Annotated in this window: 16 protein-coding genes; 6 read left to right on the top strand and 10 right to left on the bottom strand. The window is 65.9% G+C overall.

The features are described 5' to 3' along the window. Nucleotides 1-64: 64 nt before the first annotated feature. From nirD to NA5_RS10105, 3 genes are read left to right on the top strand one after another with little or no spacing between them, the layout of a single operon-like run. A complete protein-coding gene (gene nirD, locus NA5_RS10095; RefSeq protein ID WP_062984502.1) occupies nt 65-469 on the top strand; it encodes a nitrite reductase small subunit NirD in 405 nt (134 codons plus the stop codon). A 2-nt stretch (nt 470-471) separates the two neighbouring features. Next, nucleotides 472-1713 carry a uroporphyrinogen-III synthase gene (locus tag NA5_RS10100; RefSeq protein WP_062984367.1) on the top strand — a complete coding sequence of 414 codons (1242 nt, stop codon included), beginning with the start codon at nt 472-474 and terminating at the stop codon, nt 1711-1713. Further along, on the top strand, nt 1710-2597 hold the full coding sequence (locus NA5_RS10105; protein ID WP_062984369.1) for a sirohydrochlorin chelatase: 888 nt from the start codon (nt 1710-1712) through the stop codon (nt 2595-2597). The genes NA5_RS10100 and NA5_RS10105 overlap by 4 nt, the downstream gene beginning before the upstream one ends. Before the next feature lie 259 nt (nt 2598-2856). Here NA5_RS10105 and NA5_RS10110 read toward each other — a convergent pair whose 3' ends face one another. Next, complete coding sequence (locus tag NA5_RS10110) at nt 2857-3816, bottom strand: GlxA family transcriptional regulator (RefSeq protein ID WP_062984371.1); 960 nt, start codon at nt 3814-3816, stop codon at nt 2857-2859. A 129-nt stretch (nt 3817-3945) separates the two neighbouring features. Between NA5_RS10110 and NA5_RS10115 the strand changes: the two genes are divergently transcribed. After that, nucleotides 3946-4857 (top strand): Rossmann-fold NAD(P)-binding domain-containing protein, encoded by a 912-nt coding sequence (locus tag NA5_RS10115; RefSeq protein ID WP_062984379.1) that lies wholly within the window; start codon nt 3946-3948, stop codon nt 4855-4857. Between the two features lie 88 nt (nt 4858-4945). On the opposite strand, the gene NA5_RS10120 is transcribed toward NA5_RS10115, so the two are convergent. The 3 genes from NA5_RS10120 to NA5_RS10130 all read right to left on the bottom strand — a co-directional run bounded on the left by NA5_RS10120 (nt 4946) and on the right by NA5_RS10130 (nt 6456). Continuing rightward, on the bottom strand, nt 4946-5398 hold the full coding sequence (locus NA5_RS10120) for a VOC family protein (RefSeq protein ID WP_062984381.1): 453 nt from the start codon (nt 5396-5398) through the stop codon (nt 4946-4948). Nucleotides 5399-5506: 108 nt separating this feature from the next. After that, entirely contained in the window at nt 5507-5926 is a 420-nt protein-coding gene (locus NA5_RS10125) for a pyridoxamine 5'-phosphate oxidase family protein (RefSeq protein WP_062984383.1), read from the bottom strand. Between the two features lie 83 nt (nt 5927-6009). Beyond that, complete coding sequence (locus NA5_RS10130; protein ID WP_062984385.1) at nt 6010-6456, bottom strand: cupin domain-containing protein; 447 nt, start codon at nt 6454-6456, stop codon at nt 6010-6012. 303 nt (nt 6457-6759) lie between these two features. On the opposite strand from NA5_RS10130, the gene NA5_RS10135 reads away from it, so the two are divergent. After that, nucleotides 6760-8460 carry a metallophosphoesterase family protein gene (locus tag NA5_RS10135; RefSeq protein WP_157110316.1) on the top strand — a complete coding sequence of 567 codons (1701 nt, stop codon included), beginning with the start codon at nt 6760-6762 and terminating at the stop codon, nt 8458-8460. Nucleotides 8461-8464: 4 nt separating this feature from the next. Here the strand turns inward: NA5_RS10135 and NA5_RS10140 are convergent, their stop codons facing one another. The 6 genes from NA5_RS10140 to NA5_RS10165 all read right to left on the bottom strand — a co-directional run bounded on the left by NA5_RS10140 (nt 8465) and on the right by NA5_RS10165 (nt 17109). Beyond that, the gene (locus tag NA5_RS10140; RefSeq protein WP_062984389.1) at nt 8465-8803 is read right to left on the bottom strand and encodes a TfoX/Sxy family protein; all 339 of its coding nucleotides are present in this window, start codon (nt 8801-8803) and stop codon (nt 8465-8467) included. Between the two features lie 33 nt (nt 8804-8836). After that, the gene (locus NA5_RS10145) at nt 8837-9841 is read right to left on the bottom strand and encodes an alpha/beta hydrolase (protein ID WP_084484004.1); all 1005 of its coding nucleotides are present in this window, start codon (nt 9839-9841) and stop codon (nt 8837-8839) included. A 138-nt stretch (nt 9842-9979) separates the two neighbouring features. Then, on the bottom strand, nt 9980-10720 hold the full coding sequence (gene narI / locus NA5_RS10150; RefSeq protein WP_062984391.1) for a respiratory nitrate reductase subunit gamma: 741 nt from the start codon (nt 10718-10720) through the stop codon (nt 9980-9982). After that, on the bottom strand, nt 10717-11397 hold the full coding sequence (gene narJ, locus NA5_RS10155) for a nitrate reductase molybdenum cofactor assembly chaperone (protein WP_062984393.1): 681 nt from the start codon (nt 11395-11397) through the stop codon (nt 10717-10719). Before narJ ends, narI begins: the two co-directional genes overlap by 4 nt. Continuing rightward, on the bottom strand, nt 11397-13145 hold the full coding sequence (gene narH, locus NA5_RS10160) for a nitrate reductase subunit beta (protein WP_062984395.1): 1749 nt from the start codon (nt 13143-13145) through the stop codon (nt 11397-11399). Before narH ends, narJ begins: the two co-directional genes overlap by 1 nt. Nucleotides 13146-13329: 184 nt before the next feature. Continuing rightward, nucleotides 13330-17109 carry a nitrate reductase subunit alpha gene (locus NA5_RS10165; RefSeq protein ID WP_062984397.1) on the bottom strand — a complete coding sequence of 1260 codons (3780 nt, stop codon included), beginning with the start codon at nt 17107-17109 and terminating at the stop codon, nt 13330-13332. A gap of 772 nt (nt 17110-17881) precedes the next feature. Here NA5_RS10165 and NA5_RS10170 point away from each other — a divergent pair. Then, the gene (locus NA5_RS10170) at nt 17882-18676 is read left to right on the top strand and encodes a helix-turn-helix domain-containing protein (RefSeq protein WP_084484005.1); all 795 of its coding nucleotides are present in this window, start codon (nt 17882-17884) and stop codon (nt 18674-18676) included. Nucleotides 18677-18707 lie beyond the last annotated feature (31 nt).

Below are 18707 nucleotides of genomic sequence, written 5' to 3' on the forward strand. Positions count from 1 at the left end.
CCGCTTAACCCCGAAGAAACAGGACGCCGGTACCAATGGGTAAGGCGTTTGGAGGATGACACCGATGACCGTGATCGATACCCCCGGCATTGCCACAGCTACCAGCACGGGTTGGACGCAGGCGTGCCGACTCGACTACCTGATTCCCGGCCGCGGCGTCGCGGTGTTGCTGAAGGGCGGCCGTCAGGCTGCTCTGTTCCTGATGACCGACGGCACCCTGGCCGCCGTCGGCAATATCGATCCCATCGGCCGCGCGGCAGTGATGTCGCGCGGGATCGTCGGTGACCGCGGCGGTATTCCGGTCGTGGCCTCACCGCTGCTGAAGCAGGCGTTCTCGCTGCTGGACGGGCACTGCCTGGACGACGATTCGGCGACGCTGCCGGTTTACGCGGTGCGCGTCGAGGACGGCATCGTTTCGGTTTCCAATGAGCCGGTCGATGCCGGGCTCGTCGCCGCGGACGGTGGATAAGCATGACGACAATCGATACGGGCGCCTGTCTGGCCGGTTTCACGGTCGGCGTCACGGCCGCCAGGCGGGCCGATGAGTTCGCCACGCTGCTCACCCGACGGGGCGCCGGTATCGTCGCCGCTCCCGCCATCCGGATCATTCCGCTGGCCGACGACAACGAATTGGAGCGGGTGACCCGCGAACTCGTCGCCGCTCCGCCACAGATCGTGGTGGCCACCACCGGCATCGGATTCCGCGGCTGGATGGAAGCGGCCGAAGGCTGGGGCATCGCCGAGGATCTGCGGCTGACGCTGTCGTCCACCAGGATGCTGGCGCGTGGGCCGAAGGCCAAGGGCGCCATCCGTGCCGCCGAACTGCGCGAGGAATGGTCGCCCGCGTCGGAATCCTCCGCCGAGGTGCTCGACCACCTGCTCGCCGAGGGCGTGGAAGGTGTGCGGATCGCGGTCCAATTGCACGGCGCCACAACCGAATGGGAGCCGGTCCCCGACTTCTGCGAGGTATTGCGTTGTGCCGGTGCGGATGTCGTTCCGGTGCCGGTGTATCGCTGGGTGCCGCCGGATGATCAGGGTCCGATGGACAATCTGATCGAGGCCATCATCACCTCCAGCCTGGACTGTGTGACCTTCACCAGCGCGCCTGCGGTGGCGTCTATGTTGATGCGCGCCAAGGAAACCGGGCTGCTGGAGGGCGTGCTGCACGCGCTGCGCGGACGGGTGCTGCCCGCCTGCGTCGGACCGATCACCGCGGCTCCGCTCGAGGAACTGGGTGTGGCGACCTCGATGCCCGGACGGGCGCGCCTCGGTGCGCTGGCCCGGCACGTCGCCGAGGAATTGCCGCGGCGCGCCAATCGAATTCAGGCCGCCGGACACACCATCAGTGTGCGCGGGGCGTGCGTGGTGGTCGACGGTTCGGTGCGTCAGCTCGCGCCTGCGCCGATGGCCCTGATGCGCTCGCTGGCGCGGCAGCCGGGGCGGGTGGTGTCCCGGGAGGATCTGCTCGCGGCGCTGCCCGGCGGCGGTGACGACACCCATGCCGTGGAGACCGCGATCGCGCGGCTGCGCGCCGGTCTCGGCACCCCGAAAGCCATTCAGACCGTGGTCAAGCGGGGCTATCGACTGGCGCTGGACGCCGCGGACTGCGCCGATGACTTTCCGCGCACCGTCGCACCCGGTCGCGCGCCGGTAGCCGGAATAGGTACCCCGGCCCGCGCGCCGAGGTACGCACAGCCTGCGGGGAGCTGGTGACGGCTCCGGCCCTGGTCCTGGTCGCACACGGCACCAGGAGCACCAGGGGTGTGCAGATGATCGCCGCGCTCGCGGAGGCGGTGGCCGATGAGTTCGGCAGGACGGCAGCCGGTGGGATGGGAGAGCACGGGGGGATGGCAGCGAGCGGGGCGGGTGAGCTCGGCGTCGCGATTTCGGGGCGCGACGCCGATACCTCCGCTTCGGTGCGTGAACATCGCGCCGTCGTCCGTGGGATCTCCGAGCAGCCCTGGGTGCGTACGGCTTTCGTGGATGTGCTCGGCCCATCGCCGTCCGAGGTGTTGCGCGATCTGACCGATGCCGAGGGCGAATCGGTTCCCGCCGTGGTTGTTCCGGCGTTCCTCGCCTCCGGATACCACGTGTATCAGGATGTGCCGCGCGAGGTGGCCGAGAGCGGCCATCCGGAGGTCGCGGTGACATCCGCGATGGGACCGGATCCGGCATTGGCCCGCATCATGGCCATGCGGCTGCGGACCGCAGGCTGGCGGCCGGGTGACGCGGTGGTCTTCGCGGCGGCCGGATCATCGGATGCCCGTGCGCGCCAAGATGTTCGGCGCGCCGCGGGCATGCTGGCCGAACATCTCGGTGTGCCGGTTCGCATCGGCTACGTCGCCACCGGAGCCCCGCGCGTGCCGGAAGTCGTTGCCGAACTTCGTGAGTCGGGTGCGGAGCGCGTCTTCATCGCCTCGTATCTGCTTGCTCACGGTCTGTTCCAGCAGCGCCTGCACGAGGCGGGAGCTGATGGTGTTGCCGAACCGATCGGCGTGCACCCGGCTGTCGTCCGTCTGATCACCGACCGCTACCGTGCTGCGGCCCGAGAACTGACGCGGGCCAGGACATCCCCCGTCGAAGTCAGCGGTTCGTAGCAGACCCGCGAAGCCGTGCTGCGGGATCAACCCGTCGGGTCGCGTTCGTCACCGAACCCGCGCTCATAGGCCGCTGGCTCAGCAGGCGGTCGCCTCCCGCACAACCAGTCACTACCTCGCACAACCTATACCTTGTGCGAGGTAGTGATCCGCCATGCGACGTGCTCTAGCCCATGCGGGAGAGTGGTGACGGTTTCGCCCGAAAGCGCCACCTGGGCATTGCACGAGAAGGTCACCGCCGGGTCGTCGGCGACACCCCTCATGCGGATCGGCGTGGCGTGCGGGTGAAGGAGGCGCGGTAGGCGCTCGGGGGGAGGCCTACGTGGCGGATCATGTGCTGGCGCAGGGATTCCGCGGAGCCGATGCCGCTGTGGCGGGCCACCTGGTCCATGGGCAGGGTGGTGGATTCGAGGAGTTCGCGGGCGCGCTGAATGCGTTGGTGCAGTAGCCATTTCTGCGGGCTCAGGCCGGTTTCCTCGTGGAAGCGGCGGGTGAGGGTGCGCACGCTGGTGCGGGCGTGGGTGGCCAGATCGTCCAGGGATAGGGGAGTGTCGAGGCGTTCCAGGGCCCAGGTGCGGGTGGCCGAGAGTGTGCGTCCGTTTTCGGGCGGCAGTGGTGAGTCGACGAATTGGGCTTGGCCGCCGGGGCGCACCGGGGTTACGACCGCGGCGCGGGCCGCGGCATTGGCGACCGTCGCACCGTAGTCGGTGCGAATCAGGTGCAGGCACAGGTCGATTCCGGCGGCCGCGCCCGCGGCGGTGGTCACCGGTCCGTCCTCGATGAACAGTGCGTCGGAACGCACGGTCACGTCCGGGAACATCGCGGCGAGTTCGTCGGCCAGACCCCAGTGCGTGGTGGCGGTGCGGCCGGACAACAACCCGGCCTGGGCCAATACGAATGCGCCGCTGCAGATCGAGGTGACGCGCTTGCCTTGGTCGACGGCCCGGCGCAGTGCCGCGATGGTGGCCGCATCGGCGGTGCCACGACTACCGGTGCTCGGCACGATGACGGTATCCGCCTCGTCGAGTGCATCCAGTCCACGCGGCACCACCACATCGAAACCGCCCAGCGCACCCGGAACAATGCCGGGTTCGGCGGTGCACACCACCATCCGGTAACACGGCTCACCGTCCACCGTCACCGTGCCGAGCATGGTTGCGGGCATGGCGAGTTCGAAGGGCTTCACCGGTGCGACGGCGACAACGGCCACGGTCTTCATGGCTGGATCCTTGGGATAGATGGCTGACCGGCCACTAGTCTAGCGCGGTCACGCCGGGCAAGGTTGATGGCGCGCGATCGACGAACTGCTTCGTGAGCGTGAAATACCTTGTCTCAGAAGGGAATTAACATGCCTTCGCATGTCATCATCGGTCGGGGCGGCACCGCCTCGGCAACCGCGGTGCGGTTGGTCGAATCCGGCGACCAGGTGCGGATGATCAGCCGCAGCGGAACCGGCCCGCGACATCCCGATATCGAGTTGATCGCCACCGATGCCGTGGACGCGGCCGCGCTCACCGACCTCGTCAAGGGCGCGGACACCGTATTCAATACCGCGATGCCCGCCTATCACACCTGGCCGGAGGCGGTACCGCCGCTGTTCGGCGCCATCATGTCGGCCGCGGAGCAGGCCGGTGCGAATTATGTGATGCTCGGCAATCTGTACGGCTACGGTCCGGTGGACGGTGTGATCACCGACGACACCCCGCTGGCCGCCACCGGCTCCAAAGGGCGGGTACGCGCGCGGATGTGGCTCGACGCCAAGGCGGCGCACGATGCGGGCCGGGTGCGGGTCACCGAGGTCAGGGCGGGCCAATTCATCGGCACCGGTGCGGTATCGCTGTTCTCGCTGCTGGTACAGCCGAAAGTGCTTGCGGGCCAACTCGCTCTGGTGCCGCAGGACTTGGACCTGCCGCACTCCTACACCGCGATCGGTGACGCGGCCGCCGCACTCGTAGCGGTCGCGCGTAGCGAAAACGCTTGGGGACGCGCCTGGCTCGCACCCACCATCACCAGCACCCTGCGTGCGGCCGCCGAGCGCTTCGCCGCGGCAGCGGATGCCCCGAAGCCGCGCCTCGAGTTGATGACCGACCGCGAGCTGACCCTGCTCGGCCACACCGACCCGTTCTGGCCCGAATTGTTCGAGACCTACCACATGTCGCACCGCGAGTTCACCGTCGACGACACCACCACCCGGGAGACCTTCGGACTCACCGCGACCAACCTCGACAAGGTCTTCGCGGAGGCGGTCTCGACACCCTGATCTCACCCGTCCACGCTGTGACACCGCCCAGTGGTCAGCCAGTAGCCGGGCACCCGGGGTGCCCGGCTATCAGACGGGGCGCTCGGTCTCAGGCGTTGTCGTACGCGTCCTGCAGGACCTTGATATCGAGCTTGGACATGGACTGCAGCGCCGTGGCGGCGGCGGCGGTCTTGGTGGGGTTCGCGCCGTCCATGAGGGTGAGCAGGGTGGCGGGGACGACCTGCCAGGACAGGCCGTAGCGGTCGGTGAGCCAGCCGCACGGTCCGGGCTCGCCGCCGTCGATCAGGGCATCCCACAAGCGATCGACCTCGGTCTGGGAATCCACGATCACCTGGATCGACGCGGCATCGGTGAACGGATGCCCCGGACCGCCGTTAATGAGGCTGTACGGGTGACCATCGAGTTCGATCGAGACGATGAACGCCGAACCGTCGGGGTGCCGATTGACCTCGACGATGCGGGAATTGGGGATCAGCGCGGTGTAGCGGGCGGCGGCTTCCTCGGCGTCGTTGTCGAACCAGAGGAATGTGTTGACCGACATGGTTGGCTCCTTGGCTTGGTTATGACCTGCTGTCACCCTTCGGTCGGAGCCGCCCCGCAGCCTTCGACATATCTCCGCGAAATTTCTGAGGAAATATTTTCGCGCGGGTCAGACGCTCGCGACGGCGACGAATCGATCCGGGGTGATCGTGATCAGCACCCGCGCGCGCTCTACCTCACCCAGCACCGGCCCACTCCCGTACTTCTCCCAGATGCGCTGGGTCCACACACCATCCGCATCGATGGTCAGTTCGGCATCCCCGATCACTCGCACCTGCCTGTTCGGCCGCTGCCCGCCGTCGCGCGAACCCACAACCTCCCGATCGATCACCAACCCGACCCGCGGATTCGCCAGGATCCGCCGCAAATGCGGCCGCCCAGCCCAGCTGGTCAGCCGGAAGGCCTGTTGATCCCACAGGAACCACATCGGCGTGACGTGCGGATATCCGGCCGCGTCGATGGTGGCCAAGTGCGCGACGATATCGCTGGCCAGCAACCCCGCAATCTCGGCTCGACGTAACGCCCGCATCCGGAACCCCTCGATTCGAACTTATGTTCGAGTCTACCTCGCGGTTCGGGATGCGAGCCATCAGACAGCGGTCGCAGCGCTGCCTACGCGCAGTCGGGGGCGTCGGCGTCTTCGAAGAGCGGCTTGCCGGTGGGCGGGGCGTAGACCACGTCGAGGACGAGCGGGTCGGGACCGAGATTGCGGCCGATGTGCACGTTCCATGCGCCCTCGGGTTCGTAGATGAAATCGCCGGTGTGGAAGACCGGAGCCACACAGTCGGGGCCGGGATGGGTGAGGGTGCCGGAGCGGACGAAGCCGAAGACCGGTCCGTCGTGATAGTGCCAACCGGTGGAACCGCCTGGGGCGATGGTGATTTCGCGGACGACGAGATCGGTGCCCGCGACGAACGGCAGGAGTCCGGCCGGGATCTGGGTCTGGGCGAGGGTGACCGCGGTGATATCGGTACCGGGCGTCGCGTGTGCGCTCGCGGCACCGAATACGGAGCCGCCCAGGGCGACCGCGACGGCCGCGGCACGCGTAATTGGCGTCATCGCCGCAGCCTAGCCCCGAAGCCGTCGTCGGAGAAGGGCGAGATCGCCACTGCCGCTGGTGCATTCGTTCGTTTTGTGCGAATTGGGCGGCTATCGTCGCGCAGGCCAGTGCTCGACCGGCGCTGCGCCGACACATCCGGGCACTCCTCGTCGTAGCCAGGCACCGTGGGTTGGGTGCCCGGCTAACGCCCGGGGCGCTCGGGACGCGGTTGTCGTACTCCGGACCAGAGTTCACGAATTGTTCGTGACTGGGAAGCGGTGTCGAGTTGCGTGACGCGCCGCAGCCGTAGAGCATCGGTCTTTGTGCCGTCGAATCCGATGAACCCCGCTGGCGATCTGCCGGATACCGGAATTCCCGCCGCCGAGGCCGCCCATATGACCATGGCCGAGCAGCACGAGTGGCATCGGAATTATCTACGGCGACACGCGGTTTCCCGGCGCAATGTGTTGCGCGGTGCCGCGGCGGCCGCCGCTGTCGCCGCCGTGGGAACGTCACCGTTCGGCAGGCGCGCCTACGCCGAGGACGCACAGCTCGCGGTCGGCGGTCGACGTGTCGGATACGGGCCGGATGCCACCAGTCAGCTCCGGTTCGCCGGTCAGCTCTCCCGGCCACCGGCCGGTACCAGGGTCTTCCTGGACCACGGCCCGACGCCCGCGCTCGGCGGCACCGTCGAGGCCGAGGTGCGCAACCTGCTGACTCAGGTCCCGTCCGCGGACGGCGGCGTCCTCGCGGCCGAACAGTTCTACGTGCACGCCCCGGTCGACGGCCTACCCGGGCGCGTACCGCATTTCTATCGCTGGCGCACCTCCGACGGATTCACCGGCGATATCCGCGCCGCCGCACCCGCGATGGCGAGTGCGCGCAGTGCGATCCTGCCGTTCCGCTTCACCATGATGGGCGATCAGGGCACCGACGAGACTCCTGCGCTGCCGCAGGGCACCGTGCCCGGCGATTACGACGACAAGTACTACAAGCCCGATAACGATCCGAATGCTGCGCACGCGAGCAATGTGCTGCGCCAAATCGCCGCGGCCAAACCGGATTTCCACATTCTCGCCGGTGATATCGCCTACGCCGACCCATCCGGCGGGGGGAAACCGAACGAATTCGTCGCCAACGGCGCGAAGCTCCGCTCCGGTTTCGATAAGTACAACCCATACGTCTGGGATGTCTACTTCGGGGCCATCGAACGCAGTGCCGCCGAGACCCCGTGGATGTTCGCCACCGGCAACCACGATATGGAAGCGACCTACGGCCAGCACGGCTACGGCGGACATCTGGCGCGGCTGGACTTCCCCGGCAACGGTCCGGCGGGCTGCCCGTCGGCGTATTCGTTCACCTACGGCAATGTCGCGGTCCTCTCGCTCGACGCCAATGACGTCAGCTATGAGATCAAGGCCAATACCGGGTATTCCGATGGGGCGCAGACCAGTTGGGTGGAGCGCACCCTCGCGGCCTACCGCGCGGACCCCGATATCGATTTCCTGGTCTGCTTCTTCCACCACTGCGCGTACTCCACCACCGATTCACATGCCAGCGACGGCGGTGTGCGCGATGCGTGGGTCGACTTGTTCGACCGGTATCAGGTGGATCTGGTGCTGCAGGGCCACAATCACGTCTACGAACGCACGGATCCGATCCGCGGTGGCGCCGCGACCAGGATCGCCGCGGACAATTCGATCGTCTACCCCGACACCGACGGCACGGTCTACTACACCGTCGGCGGTGGCGGCCGCCCGCGCTACGACTTCCAACCCGGTTCGCGGGAAACCTTCCGCGGCAATGAATTGCCGGACACCACGGTCCCGAACAGCTACGTGTGGACCGCATCCGGCGGCAAACAGGACGAGGCGGCTCCGTGGTCGCGGGTGCGGTTCCGCAACTACTCGTTCCTGCGCGTGGATGTCCGCCCCGGCATCTTCGCCAGCGAAATGGATGTGGTCGCGGTGGACGAATACGGTCGGGAATTCGACAAACTCACCTTCCGCCGCCTGGTCCACTGAACCGCTATTTCTCCTTGGGCGGAAGCGAGCGAGCGTAGCTGACGCCGCGATCGACCCATTCATCGAGCGCTTCGTCATCGGTGACGGCCGCGCCGTCGACCCGCAGCCAGTTGTTCATTTCGCGACCGCCCATCACCATCGTGCCGACGTATTCGCGGGCGAGCAGAGTGGTGGTCTCGGCCGGGTCGACGCGGACCAGCAGACCACCCTTCGAGCTCGCCGCGACCGCCATATTGCCGTTGATCAGGAAGGCGAGACCGCCGAACATCTTTTTCTCGCTCACCTCCGGCGTCGGGTCGATCAGCTCCCGTATCCGATCGGCGAGGACCTTGTCATATGCCATACCGCATTGTCGACCATGGCACCGACAAGTCGGCTATGCGCCGATCGCGGCGGCGAACAGCGGCCAGGACTGGTGGACGTCGTCCTGCCAGTAGGCCCAAGCGTGGGTGCCACCCGGCCGCAGATTCACGGTGGCGGGCACGCCTGCCGCGGCCAGCCGATCCACAAAGGGGCGGGTGCAGCCATCGATGAAGGTCTCCATGACACCGCCGACCAGCATGCGGTCGGCCAGGCGGATCGGATTACCGGCGATGCCGCCATCGCCGAGGTTTTCGTGCGGTCCGGGTGAGCCGGTGCCCGAGGAGACGTAGAGCGCCAAGCCGCGCAGCCGATCGACGTGCAGTAAGGGATCGTTGTCGGCCCAGGCCGGATTGTTCGGGGCACCCCACATGTTGTCCGCATTCGCGCCGAAGACCGCGAGTTCGGCGTGCACATAGGCATTGGCCGCCGGGTCACTGGTGCGCGGGCAGCCGCTGTAGGCGCCCACCGCCTGATACATGCCGGGTGCGTTGATGGCTAGATTCAGTGCCGAGGTCGCCGACATCGACACGCCCGCAATGGCATTGCGTCCGGTCATTTCGAAACGCGACTCCAGCAGTGGCGGCAGTTCCTGGGTCAGGAACGTCGCCCATTTGTTGCGGCCGAGTACCGGGTCGTCGTTGAGCCAGTCGGTGTAGTAGCTCGCGCGTCCCCCCATCGGCACGATCACATTGACGTTCTTATCCGCGAAGAAGTTCGCGACATCCGTGCGGGTCGTCCACGGCCCACCGTCCTCGCCGCCGTCGACCGCATTGAGCAGATAGAGCGCGGGCGCTCCGGAACCGGGATGCGACATCCACAGTGTGATGGGGCGATTCATCGCCGCCGAATGGACTACGACCTCGAACTGCCGCCCGCCCAATGGCCGGACGTCGAGAATCTGGGAGCCGGGATCGGCTCCTGCGGTGACGGGGATGGTCGCGGCGCAAAGCGCCAACAGGAAAACCAGGCATCGCGTGAGGGAGCGCAGCGAGCGAACTATGGGCACAGGCCGGTACATGGGTCGAATTCCTATCACGTCAGTTGGCGCGCCATCGGTATTCGCCGGGTGTGTTTGCTGTCCAATAACACAGCCCGTCCGCCCGATGCGGGCGGACGGGCTGCGGGGCATCGGGTGAGAGGACCCGAACTCGGGGGGTCAGCGCCAGGTTTCCGGCGTGACGGGAGCATCCCAGGCGCGCGCGTAGCGACGCTTGTCCGGAGCGTTGGATTCTCTGGCGCGGTAGACGATGTACGGCCGGGTCAGGTAGCCGACGGGCGCGCTGAACATGTGTACCAGGCGGGTGTATGGCCAGATGGCGATGAGGGTGAGCACGACCAGACCGTGCAGTTGGAAGGTCCACGGTGTGCCGACCATCAGCTCGGGCTCTGGATGGAGGGTGAAAAGGCTACGGAACCAGGGGGATACGGTCTCGCGGTAGTTGTAGGTACCCCACAGCAGGTTGCTGCCCCAGGTATTGAGCAGACCGGTGATCAGGGCGGCGGCCAGCAGCACATACATCAGTTGGTCATTGCGGGTGGTTGCCTTGCGCACGGCGGGGACGGTGATGCGGCGGTAGAGCAGGATGCCGACACCGAGGATGACCGCGAGTCCGGCGACCGAACCCGCCGCGACCGCGACCACATGGTAGGTGTGCTCGGAGATCCCCACAGCGTTGGTCCAGGATTCCGGAATCAGCACACCGAGTACATGACCACCGATCACGCCGAGCATGCCGAAGTGGAACAGGGGGCTGCCCAGGCGCAGCAGGCGGCTCTCGTAGATCTGGGAAGACCGCGTGGTCCAACCGAATTGGTCGTTGCGGTAGCGCCACAGGTGGCCGAGCACGAACGAGGTGAAGGCCACGTAGGGCAGCGTCATCCAGAAGGTGGTGGTCATCGGCGGGCTTCCGATCCGTCGAACAGCGATGGGTCCATGGCGAAGGGGTCGAGTCCGACCTCTTCTTCGGGCGGGCCCTGGGCGGCGAGTTCGGCTATGCGACGGCGGTCCGCGGTGGTCAGCGGCGGCAGGGTGGCGACGACGGCGGCCAGCACTCCGGCGTACGGGGATCCGTTGTCCGCCAAGGAAAGTCGCAGTAGCTCGATCACCGGGACGTGTTCGCCCAGCAGACGTTCACCGCCGATCGGGTCGACGGTCGCGGCGAATTCCAGCAGTACCGGCAGGTGGTCGGGCAACTCTTCGTCGCCGAGTTCGACACCGGCGTGCCGGTAGGCGTGCTTGAACCGCAGCAGCGCCATACCGCGTTTGCGGGTGTCGCCGTAGGCGTAGAACGTCAGGTGCATGCTGGAACGGCGGCGCAGATCGAAGGTTTCGACGTACTGCTGGGCCAGCGTCATCGGCGGGGTGGCGCGCAGATGGTGGATGAATTCCAGCAGCGGCGCGCCTACCACGTCCGGCAATTGCGTTGCGGCCTCATCGATCTGGTCGACGGTTGCCAACATCTGCTCGCTCGGATAGTCGAGCAGCAGTGCGGTGATCCGCCACACCAGGCGGCAATCTCGCTCGGACAGCTGGGCGACAGGCTCGGGCCTGCGGCGCACTTTCAGCAATGCCATCATGCGCCCCCGGGTGTCAGGGTCGCTCCGGTCGGTGTCGGTGTGCTGGAGCCGTTCGTGCCCGGTCCCGAACCATTGGTGGCCGAACCATTCGTGGCCGCACCGTTTTTCGTCGAGCCATTGGTCCCGTGCCCATTGGCCCCATTGCCGTTGCGCGCGGTCGGCAGCAGTCCGTCGGTGCTGCGCCCATCCCAATTCAACAGATTGATCCGATTCGACTTCTCCTCCGGCGCGGCGCCATTGGCGTCGGTCAGGTGGAACTTCTCCACCATCGTGTCGAATGCCGTCATACCCGGCCCGCCGTCGGTATCAAGGCTGCATCCGGTGGCCAGCGAATCCAGTTCGTGCGCCTGCGAAGTCGCGCCATGCGGAATCACATACCGGTGTTCGTATTTCGCGATGGCCAGCAGCCGGTACATCGCCTCGATCTCCTCCGGCTCCAACCGCACCGACGGTGCGATGGACGGATCCGGTTCCATACCGAGATTCACCGAGCGCATGAACGACCGCATGGCCGCCAGCCGCTGCAACGACGCTCGCACCGGCCCGATCTCACCGGCGGTGAACAATTCGGCCAGGTACTCGACCGGAATGCGCAGTGCGTCGATGGCGCCGAACAGATTCGACGCATCCTCGGCATCATGACCGGTCTCGGAAAGCACATCCACCACCGGCGACAGCGGCGGCACATACCAAACCATCGGCATGGTGCGGTATTCCGGATGCAGCGGCAGCGCGATCTGGTAATCGACGATCAATTTGTAGACCGGCGAATTCTGCGCGGCCTCGATCCACTCCGGTGAGATCCCGGCCCGCTCGGCCTCCGCGATCACCCGCGGATCATGCGGATTGAGGAACACTCCGAGCTGCGAGGGATACAGATCCTTGGTTTCGGTGACCGAGGCCGCCGCCTGCACGGCATCCGCGTCGTAGAGCATGACGCCGATGTAGCGCAGCCGCCCGACACAGGTCTCCGAACAGACCGTCGGAATGCCGACCTCCACGCGCGGGTAGCAGAACGTGCACTTCTCCGCCTTGCCCGTCTTGTGGTTGAAGTAGATCTTCTTGTACGGGCAGCCGCTGACGCACTGTCGCCAGCCACGGCATTTGTCCTGGTCGACGAGCACAATGCCGTCCTCGGACCGCTTGTAGATCGCCCCCGACGGGCACGAGGCCACACACGACGGATTGAGGCAGTGCTCGCAGATCCGCGGCAGGTAGAACATGAAGGTCTGTTCGAACTCCAGCTTCACCTGATCCGACAGCTTGGTCAGCAGCGGGTCCTTGCCGACCTGCTCCGGTCCCGAGCCCAGATCGTCGTCCCAGTTGGCGCCCCAGGTGATCTTCGTATCCTGGCCGGTGATCAGCGATTTCGGCCGCGCCACCGGACTGGTGTCCATGGCGGGCGCGGACAGCAGATTGTCGTAGTCGTAGCTCCACGGCTCGTAGTAGTCCGACACCGTGGGCAGATCCGGATTGGCGAAGATATTGAGCAGCCGCTTCAGCCGCGAACCCGACTTCAGGGTCAGCTTGCCGCGCTTGTTGAGCGTCCAGCCGCCCTTCCACTTCTCCTGGTCCTGGTACTGGCGCGGATAACCCTGTCCGGGACGGGTTTCCACATTGTTGAACCACATGTACTCGGTGCCGCCGCGGTTGGTCCACGCCTGCTTGCAGGTGACGCTGCAGGTGTGACACCCGATGCACTTGTCCAGGTTCATCACCATGGCCATCTGTGCCATGACACGCATGTCAGTACTCCACTTCCTGCGAGCGACCATCGAGCGGAGCGTCGTGACCTCGTCGGATCATGTCAGTACTCCACTTCTTGGTTGCGGCCATCGAGCGGAGCGTCGTGACCTCGTCGGATCATGTCAGTACTCCACTTCTTGGTTGCGGCCATCGAGCGGAGCGTCGTGACCTCGTCGGATCATGTCAGTACTCCACTTCTTGGTTGCGTCGGCGAATGGTCGTGACCTCGTCGCGCTGATTTCCGGTGGGGCCGTGGTAGTTCAGCGCGAAGGACTGCTGCGCATAACCGCCGATGAGATGCGATGGCTTGATCATGATGCGGGTCAGCGCGTTGTGGATGCCGCCGCGCTTGCCCTTGCCCGGCTGCTTATCCGGTGCGCTCCAATCGAATCCGCCCGGCGCACCCTCGATGCGCGGCACATCCACCGCCCGGTCCTGGGCGTGGTACATGAACACCGTGCCCTCGGGCATCCGGTGGCTGACGATGGCCCGCGCGACGACCACGCCGTTGCGGTTGACCGCCTCGATCCAGTCATTGTCCGACACACCGATTTTCGCGGCGTCCCGATCCGACATCCAGATCGACTGCCCACCGCGCGAGAGCGTCAGCATGTGCAGGTTGTCCTGGTAGGCCGAGTGGATGGACCACTTCGAATGCGGGGTCAGGTACCGAACGGTGACGCCGTTGTCACCGACGGACCCCACCCCGGGCTCACTGAACAGCGCGCTCATATCGAGCGGCGGCCGGAATACCGGCAGCTGCTCACCGAGTTCGGCCATCCAGTCGTGATCGAGGTAGAAGTGCTGGCGCCCGGTCAGGGTGTGCCATGGCTTGAGTCGTTCGGTATTGATGGTGAACGGCGAATACCGTCGTCCGCCGGTCTCACTACCCGACCACTCCGGCGAGGTGATCACCGGCACTGGCCGAGATTGCGTGTCCGCGAAGGTGATTCGCTTGCCCTCGTGCTCGGCGGCGAGATCGGCCAGCTCGGTGCCGGTGCGCCGTTCCAGCGCCTGGAAGCCTTCGACCGCGAGTCTGCCGTTGGTGGTGCCGGACAGTGCGAGGATGGCCTCGGCCGCGTGGGTGTCCTTGGCCAGCGACGGACGTCCCTGGGCCACACCGGAAACCACGGTGCCGTTCACCCCTGCGAGGTAGGCCACCTCTTCGTCCGGATGTGTGGTGACGCCCTTGGTGGTGACACCGAGCGTATCGATCAGCGGTCCGAGCGCGGCCATCTTCTCCGCGAGCTTCGGGTAGTCCCGCTCGACCACGACCAGCTTGGGCATGGTCTTACCCGGAATCGGTTCGCACTCACCGGCTTTCCAGTCCAGGACCCGGCCACCGGCCTGGGCCAGCGCATCCGGCGAATCGTGCTGCAGCGGTACCGCGACGATATCCTTGCGCTTGCCCAGATGCTTCTCGGCCATCCAGGAGAACCCGCGCGCGATCCGGTGGAACGCCTCGAAGTCGGTCTTGGCCTCCCACGGCGGGGAGATGGCGGGGGAGAAGGCGTGCACGAACGGGTGCATATCGGTGGAGGACAGATCGTGCTTCTCGTACCAGGTGGCGGCGGGCAGCACGATATCGGAGAACAGCGTGGTGCTGGTCATCCGGAAGTCCAGCGAGAGCAGCAGATCCAGCTTCCCGCTCGGAGCATCCTCGCGCCAGACCAGCTCCTGCGGCCGCACACCCTCGGCATCGGTGGTCTGCAGATTGGAGTCCGCGCCGAGTAGGTGCTTGTGGAAGTACTCGTTGCCCTTACCGGAGGAGCCGAGCAGATTTGCCCGCCACACGGTCAGGCAGCGCGGGAAGTTCTCCGGCGCATCCGGATCCTCACAGGCGAAGCGCAGGTCACCGGATTTCAGTCCGTCCACCACATGTTCGGGTGCGGATTTGCCCGCGGCCTCGGCCTCGTCCACCAGATCCAGCGGATTGCGATCGAAGGTCGGATAACTCGGCATCCAGCCGAGGCGACTGGCCAGCGCGATATTGTCCGCGGCGGTACGGCCCGCGAACTTCCCGGTGCCCAGCGGGGAGGCGAAGGACTGCGCGGTGAACGGGTCGTAGCGCCACTGGTCATTGCTGAGGTACCAGAACACGGTGCCCTGCATCTGACGCGGCGGTCGCTGCCAGTCCAGCCCGAATGCCAGGGTGGACCAACCGGTTACCGGACGACACTTCTCCTGGCCTACGTAATGCGCCCAGCCACCGCCGTTCACGCCCTGACAGCCGGTGAGCAGGGTCAGCGTGAAGAAGGAGCGGTAGATCTGGTCGGAGTGGAACCAGTGATTGGTACCCGCACCCATCAGGATCATCGAGCGACCGCCGGATTTATCGGCGTTATCGGCGAACTCGCGGGCGATGCGCCGCGCCTGCGCGGCGGGTACGCCGGTAATGGCCTCCTGCCAGGCCGGGGTGTAGGGCTCCGCAGCGTCGTCGTAGCCGGTCGGCCAGGTGCCGGGCAGCCCGTCGCGTCCCACCCCGTACTGCGCGAGCAGCAGGTCGAATACCGTGGTGACCCGCTTGCCCGCGACGGTGATCGTCGGCACGCCGCGCACCAGCACGCCAGCGGTATCGGTATCGAAGCGGGCCAGCTGCACCGCGACCGGGCGCTGGTCGGCGCGGTCGTGCAGGGTCAGCAGCGGATCGACGCCCTCGAGATCCAGATTCCACTTGCCCGCGTCACCCGCGGTGAAGCGGTGTCCGAGCGAACCGTTGGGCACCACCGGATTGCCCGCGGCATCGAGCAGCACCATCTTGTGCTCGGCGGTCTCATCGGTGTGGCCGAGATCGGCGGCGGTGAGGAATTTGCCCGGCAGCGCACCGTCGTGGTGGTAGTCGCCATTGGCGTCCCAGCCCTCCGGATCGTCGAGGCACACCAGGAAGGGCAGGTCGGTGTAGCGCTTGACGTAGTCGAGGAACCGCGGCGTATCGCGCTCGACGAAGAATTCCTTCAGAATGACGTGCCCCATCGACATGGCAAGGGCCGCATCGGTTCCCGGTCGCGCGGGTACCCATTCGTCGGCGAATTTGGTGTTGTCGGCATAGTCGGGTGAGACCACGACGACCTTCTGGCCGCGGTAGCGGGCCTCGGTCATGTAGTGCGCGTCCGGGGTCCGGGTCACCGGGACATTCGAACCCCACATGATGAGGTATCCCGCGTCGAACCAGTCGGCCGATTCCGGCACATCGGTCTGATCGCCGAATACCTGCGGAGAGGCCACCGGCAGGTCGGCATACCAGTCGTAGAACGACAGCATCGAGCCGCCGAGCATCGAAATGAACCGTGCGCCGACGGCATGGCTGACCATCGACATCGCCGGAATGGGGGAGAATCCGGCCACCCGGTCGGGCCCGTACTTCTTGATCGTGTGCACATGCGCGGCGGCCGCGATTTCGGCGGCCTCCCACCATTCCGCGCGCACGAATCCGCCCTTACCGCGAGAAGACTTGTAACGCTTGGCCTTTTCCGGATCCTCGACAATGGATTCCCAGGCCAGTACCGGATCCTTGAGCCGCTCCTTCGCTTCGCGATACAACTCGAGCAGCACACCGCGCACATAGGGATAGCGCACCCGCGCGGGGGAGTAGGTGTACCAGGAGAAGGACGCGCCGCGCGGACAGCCGCGCGGTTCGTATTCGGGCTTGTCCGCGCCGACCGAGGGATAGTCGGTCTGCTGCGATTCCCAGGTGATCACGCCGTCTTTGACATAGATCTTCCAGGAGCAGGATCCGGTGCAGTTGACCCCGTGCGTGGAGCGCACCACCTTGTCGTGCGACCAGCGGTCCCGATAGAACTCGTCGGCGCTGCGTCCGCCCACCTGGTGCAGGCTACGCTGATCGGTCGAGACCTCGCCACGGTGGAAATATTTGCCGAGACGCAGCAGTGCGTCACTCGCGTCGGTGGATTGCCGATCGGCCGAATCGGAGGACGCGGAAGCCTGAGTGCGCGAATTAACCACGACGCCCCCTTCGAGTTGTGAAATCGGGCTGATGCACCGACTGTAAGGAGGGCACGACGCACGTCCAAACGAATCTCTCACAGCCCGCAGGCCGCGATCGTGAGGTGTGAGGTGGACGCAACGTGACGGTCACCGCGCGATTGCCGCGAAATGCCGAAGACATCGATGTGACCAGGGCGGATCCGCTCTGACCGGCCGAAACGCGGCTTGCGGATGGTGTTTCGGGGACTAGCCGGTGATGCTTTGGAAACCACCGGTTCTCAGGCGGTTTACATTTGTTAACACGTCCGGCGGAGGCTGGAGAGGCCGATTCCGCACCCGCGCGCGGTGGTCGGACAGCCCCGCGCACAGCCATTCTGCGGCCTGCCGATCCATTCGCTATCGGTTTGCCAATGGTTTCGGCGATCGGGATCTCGACCGACGATCCTTCGGCACATGGAACGATCCGCGGCCGCCATCGAGTCCTGCGGAGGCACCTAGGTATCCGCCTCCGACAGCGCGCCGAGCGTAGTGATGTGGCGGTCGGATTCGCCCTGGGCGACCACCATTCGACTACGTTCGACGAAACCCGGCCCGGGCACGGCAGAAGCTATCCGGACGGCGCTTGCTCCGCGGCTTCGGCGCGAATGTTGTTGGTGCTCTGGGGTATTCGCGCTCGATGTGGCGGCCGACACGCGGGTGTCGGTCGGAACACGTCGTTTAATATTGGATCGGCTCGCACTTCTGTGCAGAACTACCGACTACATCTACAGCTTCATAGGAGTGTATTGCTGTGCCAAGCAGGTCGACCGAGTCCGGCGACGGGGCTCGGGTGCGCCCGCCCACCTTCGGTGGTGAGTTACGCAGACTGCGTGACGATCGACGCATTTCTCGGGAAAAGCTGGCATTCGCCGCGGGCGTGAGCACCAGCTATATCACCCACCTGGAGAGCGGCGACCGGGAACATCCCACCAGGACAGTGGTGAATGCGCTGATCGGATATCTGGATCGGATCGCTCCGCTCACCGACGCCGAACGCAGACTGTTTTTCGATCTGGCCGGATTGGGCGTGGACCGATTTCCCTCGGTACTCGAACTGCGCAATGAGATCGGCACCGATATGCGCGACGGACTGCGCCTGCACGAGCCGAATGCGGCGGCCTATGTCGATACCCGATGGAATGTCCTGGCCTGTAATGACTCCTATGTGGCCGCATTTCCCGGTCTGGTCGACGATGTGAATGTGCTGCGCTGGTTCTTCGGCAACGAGCTGTCCAAACAGGTCATGGTCGAATGGGAGCGCGAGGCCGCGCTGACCGTCGACTGGCTGCGCGGACTGATCGGTCAGTCCGGCGATACCGCCTGGTCCACCGAATTCCTCGACGAACTCGGCGGGTACCCGGACTTCCGCAGAATGTGGGCCGCGGGCGGTACCACCTACGGCCGGGATCGGCCCATGCATCTGCGCGATCTCGCGTCCGGGGAGTGCTATCGACTCGATGTCCAACTGTTCCGGGTGGATTCGGGTAATCATCCGGGCAGGATCCAATTCTTCCTCGGCATCCCGAGCCGGTGCGCCGATCAGTGACCTGCACGGCCGCCCAGGGACGTTCCTGATC

This window comes from Nocardia anaemiae NBRC 100462, assembly GCF_001612725.1.
Taxonomy (GTDB): Bacteria; Actinomycetota; Actinomycetes; order Mycobacteriales; family Mycobacteriaceae; genus Nocardia; species Nocardia anaemiae.